11 protein-coding genes are annotated in these 10,595 nt (G+C 65.9%); 5 read left to right on the forward strand and 6 right to left on the reverse strand.

Annotated elements, in window-relative coordinates:
- The 3 genes from A5645_RS29115 to A5645_RS15505 form a co-directional block, all read left to right on the forward strand.
- Positions 1 to 852 (forward strand): FAD-dependent monooxygenase (locus A5645_RS29115; protein ID WP_172830540.1); only part of this gene is annotated, 852 nt, incomplete at its 5' end.
- 168 nt (positions 853 to 1,020) lie between these two features.
- A complete protein-coding gene (locus tag A5645_RS15500) occupies positions 1,021 to 2,430 on the forward strand; it encodes a WS/DGAT/MGAT family O-acyltransferase (protein WP_065130149.1) in 1,410 nt (469 codons plus the stop codon).
- 58 nt (positions 2,431 to 2,488) lie between these two features.
- A complete protein-coding gene (locus A5645_RS15505) occupies positions 2,489 to 4,003 on the forward strand; it encodes an adenylate/guanylate cyclase domain-containing protein (RefSeq protein WP_172830541.1) in 1,515 nt (504 codons plus the stop codon).
- A gap of 22 nt (positions 4,004 to 4,025) precedes the next feature.
- Here A5645_RS15505 and A5645_RS15510 read toward each other — a convergent pair whose 3' ends face one another.
- From A5645_RS15510 to A5645_RS15525, 4 genes are read right to left on the reverse strand one after another with little or no spacing between them, the layout of a single operon-like run.
- On the reverse strand, positions 4,026 to 4,409 hold the full coding sequence (locus A5645_RS15510) for a DUF5073 family protein (RefSeq protein WP_065130150.1): 384 nt from the start codon (positions 4,407 to 4,409) through the stop codon (positions 4,026 to 4,028).
- Complete coding sequence (locus A5645_RS15515; protein ID WP_065130151.1) at positions 4,409 to 5,197, reverse strand: heavy metal-binding domain-containing protein; 789 nt, start codon at positions 5,195 to 5,197, stop codon at positions 4,409 to 4,411. Before A5645_RS15515 ends, A5645_RS15510 begins: the two co-directional genes overlap by 1 nt.
- A 56-nt stretch (positions 5,198 to 5,253) precedes the next feature.
- Positions 5,254 to 5,448, reverse strand: a complete 195-nt coding sequence (locus A5645_RS15520; RefSeq protein ID WP_065035237.1) for a ferredoxin — start codon at positions 5,446 to 5,448, stop codon at positions 5,254 to 5,256.
- A complete protein-coding gene (locus A5645_RS15525) occupies positions 5,448 to 6,635 on the reverse strand; it encodes a cytochrome P450 (protein ID WP_065130152.1) in 1,188 nt (395 codons plus the stop codon). The genes A5645_RS15520 and A5645_RS15525 overlap by 1 nt, the downstream gene beginning before the upstream one ends.
- A gap of 211 nt (positions 6,636 to 6,846) precedes the next feature.
- On the opposite strand from A5645_RS15525, the gene A5645_RS15530 reads away from it, so the two are divergent.
- The gene (locus tag A5645_RS15530) at positions 6,847 to 7,671 is read left to right on the forward strand and encodes an LLM class F420-dependent oxidoreductase (RefSeq protein ID WP_065130153.1); all 825 of its coding nucleotides are present in this window, start codon (positions 6,847 to 6,849) and stop codon (positions 7,669 to 7,671) included.
- Here the strand turns inward: A5645_RS15530 and A5645_RS15535 are convergent, their stop codons facing one another.
- Both A5645_RS15535 and A5645_RS15540 read right to left on the reverse strand, forming a co-directional pair.
- A complete protein-coding gene (locus A5645_RS15535; protein ID WP_172830542.1) occupies positions 7,672 to 8,079 on the reverse strand; it encodes a hypothetical protein in 408 nt (135 codons plus the stop codon).
- A 140-nt stretch (positions 8,080 to 8,219) separates the two neighbouring features.
- A complete protein-coding gene (locus A5645_RS15540) occupies positions 8,220 to 9,449 on the reverse strand; it encodes a cytochrome P450 (RefSeq protein WP_065130154.1) in 1,230 nt (409 codons plus the stop codon).
- Between the two features lie 173 nt (positions 9,450 to 9,622).
- On the opposite strand from A5645_RS15540, the gene A5645_RS15545 reads away from it, so the two are divergent.
- Positions 9,623 to 10,595: adenylate/guanylate cyclase domain-containing protein (locus A5645_RS15545; RefSeq protein WP_301336993.1), on the forward strand; the 973-nt coding region annotated here is incomplete at its 3' end.

Here is a 10,595-nt window from a genome sequence, read left to right on the forward strand (position 1 = left end):
CGGGAGCAGGAGCCACTCAGCACACCGGTGAGCATGGCCGACATCAATGACGCCTTGGGCCGGATCGCCGGCGAGGACTTCGGTGTTGGCGAGATGCGTTGGAGCTCAAGATTTCTCAGTGAGCGTCGGCAAGCCAGGCGGTACCGGGTCGGACGGGTCTTCCTCGCCGGCGATGCGGCGCACGTGCATTCCCCGATCGGGGGACAGGGCATGAACACCGGCATCGGCGACGCGATGAACCTCGGCTGGAAACTGGCCTCCGTCGTGCGAGGCGACCTGCGCGACGAGAACGCAGAGCTGCTGCTGGACAGTTACGAATCCGAGCGGCACCCGGTGGGCGCCGACGTGCTGGCCATGACCGACACGTTGAATCAGCTGGTCCTGGGCCGGTCCGCGATCCGCCGATTCGTGCAACGGTTCGTCGTCCGCTCGATCCTGACTTTCCCGCGCAGCCGCCGCATCGCGGCCGAACGACTCAGCGGCATCGGCATCGCCTACCCCCGCTCGTCCCGCGCGGACCACCCGCTGGTGGGCAGGCGGATGTCCGACGTCACCTGTAATGACGGCAGGCTCTACAAAGCGCTACGCAGCGGCCGATTCGTGCTGCTCACCACCGGACCGGTCGGGGACCTCCGCGACCGCACGGGCGTGCAACACGAAACACATTGCGACACTTCGCTTCCAGCGGCGATCTTGGTCCGTCCCGACGGATACGTCGCGTGGGCACAGCAGCGGCTCCCCAGCGCCACCGAGTTGACCGACGCGCTGAACCGGTGGTCCGGCGAGCCGGCTGGCGAACCGCGCGCCGAACGTGGGGCTTACGGCGGAGCCGAGTGCGTTTCGCCTAACTAAGGCCCGCGCTCGGCGGCACCGCCCGCAGAATTGGTGGTTTAACCGACGTGTAGACGGGGTACGCGGTGCGGAACCTCGGTGCTGATGCTCGAAGGGGAGCGCGCGAATTTGGGTCCGAGGTGAATTCGGGAAAACTTTTTTGCACGTTAACTAGTCGAGCAGGCGGCTATGGAACGATTAAGCGGTCTTGATGCTTTCTTTCTCTACATGGAGACTCCGACTCAGCCGCTGAACGTGTGCTGTGTCCTGGAACTCGATACCTCGACAATGCCCGGGGGTTATTCGTACCCGCGGTTGCGCGGGATGCTGGCCAGGCATGTCAAGGCGGTCCCGGAATTCCGGATGAAGCTGGCTGACACTCAATGGAATCCCGACCACCCGGTGTGGGTCGACGACGAGGGTTTCGAGCTGCGGCGCCACCTGCACCGGGTCGCGGCGCCGGCTCCCGGGGGCCGGCGCGAAATCTCCGAGATCTGCGGGCATATCGCCGGACTGCCCCTGGACCGCGACCACCCGCTGTGGGAAATGTGGGTGATCGAGGGCGGTGCCCGTGACGATGGACTGACGGTGTTACTGAAGGTGCACCACTCGGTGGTCGACGGTGTCGCCGGCGCTAACCTGCTCGCGCAGTTGTGCAGCGCGGTGCCGGACGCGCCCGCGCCCCGCCCGGTGCCTGGCGCCGGGCGGGCCAGCCTCCTGCAGATCGCAGCCAGCGGATTCCTTAACGTCGCGAAACGACCGCTGCGACTGGCGACGGTGATACCGGCAACGGCGGTGACGGTCGCCCGGACACTCATCCGGGCCAGAGACGGACGAACGATGGCAGCACCGTTCTCCGCGCCAGCGACCCCGTTCAACGGCCCGCTGTCCCGCTATCGCAACGTCGCCTACACCGAGCTGGACATGCGCGACGTGAAGCGGGTGAAGAACCAGTTCGGGGTCACCGTGAACGACGTGGTGATGGCATTGTGCGCCGGAGTGCTGCGACGCTTCCTGCTCCAGCAGGGCGAACTACCCGATGCCCCGCTGGTGGCCACCGTCCCGGTGTCGGTGCGCGACAAGTCCGATCGCCCCGGACGCAACCAGACCACCTGGATGTTCTGTCGGCTGGAAACCCAGATCGGCGATCCGGTGGAACGTCTCCGCCGGATGGCCGCGGGCAATAGCGCAGCGAAGGAACACACCGCGGCCATGGGACCGACGCTGTTGCATGACTGGACCGAGTTCGGGGGCCAGACCATGTTCGGCGCGGCAATGCGGATTCTGCCCCGGATTCCGCTGTCCACCAGTCCCGTCTACAACATGATCTTGTCCAATGTCCCTGGGCCGCAGGCGCAGATGTATTTCCTTGGTTGCCGTCTGGAGTCGATGTATCCGCTGGGGCCGCTGCTCGGCGGCGCCGGGCTCAACATCACCGTGATGTCGCTCAACGGGACGTTGGGCATCGGGATCATCTCCTGTCCGGATCTGCTGCCAGACCTCTGGGACATGGCCGACGCGTTCCCGGACGCGCTCAAAGAACTGCTGGAGTACGGCGCTCGGCTGGAACGAGACGGACGGCGGCATACCGACGACTGAGCGCTCCTGACGGACGCGGTTGTTGATGACGCCGCATTTGTCAGGCAGGTTAATAGCCGTGAACCACTGGCGGGAGCGGTTGCGGGACCGGACGTGGCCCGTGCCGTGGCGCACCCGGGTCATCCTCGCTGTGGCGATCCTGTCTCCAAATGTGTTGGGCGCCTTCGTTATCGCCGTCACAACGTTCTGGGCCCTGCCGACCGCCCACGCGCTCAACGAACGGCACGTCATGGTGCTCAACGCGGTGGTCGCGGCGGTCTACGTCGGCGTCGCCACCCCGATCGCGAGCCTGGCCGGCGTGCTGGCGACGACGTACCGTGCCGGCGCCGACGAGGCCGAGGCGCGAAAACGAGTGCTGCTGGCGATTCCGTTCCGCATGGCGCTGATCCAGGGTTCCGTCTGGATGGGGGCCGGCGTGCTGATGGTGGTGATCAACCTCGACGCGCCGTGGTTGGCGACCACGCTGGGCATCTCGATCCTGCTGGGCAGCCTCGTCACCAGCCCAGTGGCGTACTGGTTGGGCACCCGCGTGCTGCGCTCGTTGGTGGCCGAGCTGCTGACCCAAAGCCCGCCCTCCAGCGCCCGCGGACCCGGCCTTCGGCTGCGCGCGGTCGCGGCCTGGACGCTCGGCACCGGTGTACCGCTGCTGGAACTGCTGCTGGTCGGTGCCAGCGCGCTCGTCATCGACTACTCGGCGGAAAGACTCGCGATCGTGGTGCTGACCCTTGGCGGCTGTGCGGCCCTGAGCGGGTTGGCTATCACCGCGTTCACCGGCGCGGTGAGCGCCGATCCCATCGACGAGGTCCGCCGAGGGATGGCGCGGGTACAGCGCGGCGACTTCGATGTCACCGTCCCGGTTTTCGACGCTTCCGAACTCGGGCTGCTGCAGGCCGGGTTCAACACGATGGCGGCGGGTCTGCGCGAGCGCGAGCAGTTGCGCGAGCTGTTCGGGCGGCACGTCGGGCATGACGTGGCGCGGCTGGCCGAGCAGAGCGCTTCACGAGACGGGCTGCAGGCTACGCTCGGCGGTGTCACCTGCGAAGCAGCCGCGTTGTTCGTCGATCTGGTGGGCTCGTCCCGGCTGGCCGAGCGGATGTCCGCCGAAGAGTTGGTCGCGCTGCTCAACGACTTCTTCGCGGTGGTGGTCGACGTCGTCGAGCGGCACCAGGGGCTGATCAACAAATTCGAAGGAGACGCCGCACTGGCGATTTTCGGTGCTCCGGTGGAGTTGGCCGACTGTGCCGGGAAAGCCCTGGCCGCCGCCCGTGAATTGGGCTGCCGGCTCAACCACTCTGCCGTCACAGCGGGCATCGGGGTGTCGGCGGGGACGGTCGTCGCCGGCAACATCGGTGAATCGCGCCGGTACGAATACACCGTCATCGGTGACCCGGTCAACGAGGCGGCCCGGCTCACCGAGGTGGCGAAGCAAGAGGGCGGGGTGGCGGCATCCGGTGCCGTACTGCGTCGCGCCTCGGCAGCCGAAGCCCGCCATTGGCGCACCCTGACCACCACGGTGCTGCGAGGCCGGGACAGCCCCACCGATGTCATGGTGCCTCGCTCGGACATCGAATAGCTCTGCGGCGCAGTCGCTCCGGTCAGTACTGGTATCCGGTGCTGGTGCCGAGTATCTCGACGGCCGCGTTGATGTTGGGGATTACCGTGGCGCCGTACCGCGCGACGATCTGGCCGAGCGCACGGGTGATGTGCGGACCTACCGCATCGGCGAGCAGGATGTCCTCGGCGATCACGATGCCGTTCACGACATGCCCGGCCAGCAGTCGGCCGTCGCGCGCGATCTCGTAGCGCCAGTCACCGATCTGAATGCGTTCGGGGCTGGAGGAGAACAGACCGCGCCGCGCCGGCGTATGGATGACTCCGGGCAAGCCGGCGAACACGTTCACCACCAGCGCGACACCGCCGGGTCCCGACAGCGCACCCGCGATGGTGCGACTGACCCGCTCGGCGTCGAACTCGACCATCAGTTATCCATCGGCAGCACGAAAGTCGGCTTGATCGTCTCACCGCTGCCAGTGCGGCGCACGGCCGTTCCTGCGGTGTAGAACTCGACCGTGTGGTGTCCCCAGGCGTAGTTCGAGATGGCGAAGTGCACGCCGACCACACCGGTTGCACCGTCGCGCTCAGCCTCGGTCTGCATGCGCGACATCGCCAGCTCCCGGGCCTGGTAGTTGCCCTGCGTCCACTGCGGCATCTCCATGTTGCGGCCCATCTGCTTGAGCGTCTGCATGAAGCCCTGCACCGCAATGTGAAACACACAGTTGCCCATCACGAACGCCACCGGCGTGTGGCCCGAGCGCAGCAGCGTCACCATGTCCTGGCCAGAAAGGTGGCTGGAAAAAGCCTGACCGTTGGGCCGACGGAACGCACCCGGCTTCTCGGTGTACCGCACCGCGGTGCCGACGGCCATGAACTCCAGGTGTTCGCCACCCTCGCCGTGATGACGCCAGTTGAGGCGGACACCGACGATGCCGTCGGCCTGCAGCGCATCGGCTTCGGATTGCATGCGGGCCATCGCATTCCAGCGCGCGCGGTAGGTCGCCTCGGTGAGCACGCCCAGTTCCTGCTGCTGACGCATATTGGTGAACTGGTATCCGACGTGGTAGACCGAGACACCCATCACCAGTTCGATCGGTTCGAACCCGGCCCCGTGCAGCAGCGCGAACTCGTTGATCGACAGGTCGGACGTCCATGACTTCGCGGCGTGCGACAACCGTTCGCTGGCTACCGGATCGAGCGCGCTTGGGTCCATGGTCAGACATCCCTTCTCGTGATTTGCGTCAGCGTACCTAGCAACCCCGCGCAAACTTAGGAAGTGATGGTGATCGCTTCTTCCGGGCAGTTCTGCGCACCGGCCACAGCGTGTTGCTCGAGCTCGCCGGACACCTCCTCGACGCGCAAGACCGAATGCCCGACCTCGTCGGCATCGAAGATATCCGGGGCCAGGGAATAGCAGCGCCCGTGGCCCACACAACGGTCGGCGTCGATCGAAACACGGCTCATCACAGGGCAACCGGGAAGGTCAGCGGCAGGGCTTCCACCGAGCGCAGCGCGGCGGTGTACTTCAATTCGGTGCCGGGCGGAATCTCGTAATCCGGGATGCGGCGGTGGAATTCCCGCAACGCCACCCGCAGTTCCATGCGGGCCAGGTGGGATCCGAGGCAGCGGTGTGGCCCGCCGCCAAAGGCACGGTGCCGGTTCGGGTTACGGGCGAAATCGACGAGTTCGGGGTCGGGGAACTCCGCGGGGTCGGTGTTTGCCGCGCCGAGCAGTGGGCTGACCCGGTCACCCTTGTGGATCGGGCAGCCACCGACTTCGACCTCTTGCATGGCGACCCGGGCGACGCCGGGTACCGGTGTCTCCCAGCGCAGCAGCTCCTCGATGGCGTGCGGCAGGATGTCGGGCTGCTCGACGAGTTGATGACGGTGTTCGGGGTGGCGGGCCAGGAACACGAAGAAGCAGTCGAGCGAGTCGGTCACCGTGTCGAGTCCGGCGATGAGGAACAGAAAACAGATGTCGAGCAGCTCCTCGCGAGTCAGCTTCTTGGGAGCTCCGTCCGCTTCCTTCAGGTCCGCGGCGATCATTGCTGACAACACGTCGTCGCGCGGGTTCGCGATGTGATCGTCGATGGCACGATCGAAGTATTCGTAGATCTGTAAGGCGACCGGTGCGGAAGCGGCGTGCCGGTCGTCCCAGTCGGTGGCGCCCTCCGGGCGGATCACGCCGTCCTTCCATTCCAGGAACTTGTCGAGATCCTGCAAAGGCAGACCCAGTAGCTGGAGGAAGACGGTGCACGGCAGGGGCACCGCGAACTCGGCGTGGAAGTCGCATTCGCCCCGGCCGGCGAACCGGTCGATCATCTCGTTCACCAGCGCGGTGACCTGCGGCTCCCGCCTGGCCATCTCCCGCGGGGTGAACAGCGGATCAAGGATGCGCCGGTACTTGGCATGGTCGGGAGGGTCGACCTGCAGCGGGATCAACGGCCGCAGATTCCCGAGGTCGACCGCATCCATGTTCGAGGAAAACAGGTCGGTCCGCTTGAGGGCCATCTCGATGTCGGAGAGCCGGCTCAGCACCACCGCCTGCGGTGAGCGCAGCACCGGCGCTGATTCGCGCAACGCCTTGTACATGGGCTGAGGCTCGGCGAGGCCCACCATGGCCTGGTCGACGAACCCTTGGGCTTCTGTCATGTGGTTAGCCTCGCACCGCGCCGAGCCCCGGGCAATGCCTTGCCACCAGGATTCATGGTTCCCGGAATAACTCCCGGACCAGGCGCGTTCATCTTGTCCGCACATGCATTGAACTGAGGTTGCCCTGGCACCGTGGCTAGGGCGGGGGGCCTGTTGATCGACGCTGACGCCAGGTCGGATTCATTCCGGCCGATAACACCAGAGGTTTCCGATGACAGCCGCCCGCCCAACACGTGTCGGAGTTCAACTGTGGCCCGGTGGCACGCCGAGCTACGCAACGTGGCGCCAGGCCGTCCTTGACGCCGAGGCCATGGGCGCCGACGTCGTGTTCGGCTACGACCACTTCCACAAGCCGTTCGTCGAGAACCGGCACGGCGTGACGCGCCTGCTACCCGAGCAACACGACGTCAACCATTTCGAAGGCTGGACCGCGCTGGCCACGTGGGGCGAATTGACCACGCGGGTCGAGATCGGTCTGCTGGTATCCGGCATCGGCTATCGCAATCCCGACCTGCTGGCGGACATGGCGCGCACCGTCGATCACATCAGCGGCGGCAGGCTCATCCTCGGGCTCGGATCTGGTTGGTATGAAAAGGATTACACCAGCTACGGGTACGCCTACCCGACCGTCGGGGACCGCTTGCGGATGTTCGTGGACGGCTTGGCCCGCATCGAGAACCGGCTCGCCCGGCTGATTCCGCCGCCGCTGCGCGAGATCCCGATTCTCATCGGCGGTCCCGGCCTGGACAGGGCCCTCCCGCTGGTTGCCGGGTTCGCCGATATCTGGCACACCGTCGAGCCGATCGACGAGTTCCGCCGCAAAGACGAGCAGCTCAAGTGGTATGCGGAGGCGGCGCAGCGCGACGATGCCGCCATCGAGCGCGCGGTGCCGTGGACCGGTCCGAACGAGGCCGACCTGTACAGCAAGGAAGGCGTCACGCTCTTTACCGCAGAGGTCAGACCGACCGAAAAGGGTTACGACCTAAGCGCTCTCGGCGAAATGATCGCCTGGCGAGACGGAGTGCCGCTCCGGTAGCTAGCCTTGTCTTGCGCCGCGCCGGCGGAGCATGGTCACGGTCGCACGAACCACCCCGCGCAGCGCATAAACGGCGGTCACCACCGTCAGCAGGATCAGCAGGATGAATGTCGGCAGCCAGTTGCTGCGGCTGTGGCTGACATCCCACCAAACGATCGTGAACAGCACCGCGCACAGCAACAGCACGATGTCACGCCAGTTGCCCCGGTAGGACGCCGCGGCCTTGCGCATAGCCCGCCCTCGGTCCGAGGCTTCGATCAGGTCGTCGATCCGGGCATCGATCGTGCGCTGCAGCTCGGCGCGTCGCTCGGCGGCCTCGGGAGGCAACCGCTCCAGCAGGTCCATGTCCTGTTTGATCAAGCCGCGGAAGTCCGGCCCCCGGAACTGGCCCGCGGCAACGGCCAGCATCACCGCGCCCAATACCGGTGCGCTGTTCAGCGCGATCTGTCCTACACCCGCCACGTCCGACCCTCCTCGTGTTCCCGCTCTCGTCGAGGATTGCCGAAAGTGGGGGAGCGGATCAACTATGGGTGAGCCCGGGCGTCACGTCAAAGATCAGTGACGGGGTCGAATGCGATGGGAAGCGCTGTGGGGCCGGACAGCTCGGTGGGCGGCCGCCAGGGGGCCGGACCGGTGCGCCGCACATTGGCCATCCGGCGGGTGATGACCCGCAGCGCCTCGGTGAGTTCGACCCTGGCCAGGTGTGCACCCAAGCAGTAGTGCACGCCGCCGCCGAGGGTCAGCATGGGTTTCGGCTCCGGACGGGTGATATCCAGGTGGTCGGGCTGGTGGTAGACGGTCTCGTCGCGGTTCGCCGAGGCGGTGTTGGCCACCACGACGGTGCCGGCCGGGATGCCGATGCCCCCGAGTACGACGTCCTGGGTCGCCACCCGGACCACTCCAATGCTGATCGGTGTGTGCCGGATCAGTTCCTCAACGGCTTGCGGCGCGAGTTCGGGATGCTCAGCGAGCACCTGCCACTGGTCGGGATGTTCGGACAGGATTTGCACCGCCGCAGCCAACTGGTTGCGCGTCGTATCGGTTCCGGCGTTGAGCAGGATCGCAACCAGGTTCACCAATTCCTCGTGCGTGAGCCCCTCACCCTGTGCGCGAATGAGCTCAGAGATGAGGTCGTCCGTGAGCGAGTGGCACCGGCGGTCGATAAGCGCTTCGATGTAGGCCTCTAACCGTTCCCACGCACTCAGGATCGCCGGCTGCGCCGCGGCGACGTTACCCCCGAACGCTTTACTGATATCGGCCGCCCATGCCGAGAAAAGCCGCCAATCCTCGCGAGGCGCACCCAGCATCTGGCAGATGATCGGAATGGGGTACGACTGGGCGATATCGGTGACCATGTCACAGCGGCCGGAGTCCGCGTACTGGTCGACCAGCATGGTGATCACCCCGGTACATGCTTCTCGCATCTGCGTTGCCGCCTTCGGCGTGAACGCTCGCGAGACCAAGCGACGCAAGCGGTGATGTTCGGCGCCGTCGAGACTGATCAGCAAGCGGCACACTCGATCCCACAGAGGACCGGAGCTGATGCCCTGTACCACCAGCCCGATTCCACGCGGCACAGCGAATCGCGAGTCGCGCAGCACCACACGAACCAGGTCGTAGGTCAGGATCTCAGGCCCATACGGCCCCAATGCGATTGGTGACCGCTGGCGGGCTTCCTTGATGAGTCGATGGATCTCTTTCGGATCGCGGGCGTCGTGATAGGCGACCGGCGGCAGGCCGATGTCGAACACGCTGGGGCGGTGGGTATCAACGGTCATGCTGGCCTCCTCGGATGGGAATCGCTTCGACTATCCGGCGATCGCCGCTACGGACCATCGGCCAACGTGCCAATTTGCGGGTACGCCGCGATGCGTACATACGCGTGGTTGTGGGTGAACCATTGGCAATTTGGCTGATGTTTTGCGATCCGCGTCACCGGATGCTGGCTAGCATGAGCACGACGGAGTGGAGTGAGATCGGTGTGACTGGACTGCCAACCGGAACCGTGACGCTGCTGCTGGCCGACGTCGAGGGATCGACCCGGCTGTGGGAGGCGCAGCCCGATGTCATGGCGGCGGCGGTGGCCCGGCTGGACACGGCGCTGGCCGAGCTGGTGGCGGCCCACGACGGTGTGCGGCCGGTCGAGCAGGGTGAAGGTGACAGCTTCGTCATCGCGTTCGGCCGCGCCGCGGACGCGGTGGCTTGCGCGCTGGAGTTGCAGCGGGCGCCGCTGGCGCCGATCCGGCTGCGTATCGGTATTCACACCGGGGACGTGCGATTGCGCGACGAGGCCAACTACGTGGGCCCCACGATCAATCGCACGGCCAGACTGCGCGACCTGGCGCACGGCGGACAGACCGTGCTGTCGGGAACCACCGACGACCTGGTCGCGGAATCTTTACCGGACGGTGCCTGGCTGATGGATCTGGGTGCACACCCGCTGCGTGATCTGGCCCGGCCGCAGCGGGTGGTGCAGCTGTGCCATCCTGACCTGCGCAACGACTTCCCGCCGCTGCGAAGCGGGAGTAGCGTTGCCGCGCATAACCTTCCAGTGCAGCTAACAAGCTTTATCGGCCGACTCAACGAAATTGGCAATCTATGCAATGCCCTTACGAGTAATCGGCTGGTGACCCTAACCGGCGCAGGCGGTGTCGGAAAGACCCGGCTGGCGGTGCAGTTGGCCGCCCAAGCGGCGGATGACTTCGGCGACGGCGTGCGGTACGTGGATTTGGCGCCGATCACAGTCGCCGAGGTGGTACCGGTGACCGTGGCCCGCGCATTGGAGCTACCTGATCAACCTGGACGTTCGACTTCGGACAGACTGCTGAAGTTTCTTCGTGATCGCCACATGCTGATCGTTTTGGACAATTGCGAGCACCTGCTGGATGCCTGCGCCACCCTTCTCGCGACTCTCTTGGCTGGGG

The organism is Mycobacterium asiaticum, assembly GCF_001673635.1.
Lineage (GTDB): Bacteria > Actinomycetota > Actinomycetes > Mycobacteriales > Mycobacteriaceae > Mycobacterium > Mycobacterium asiaticum_C.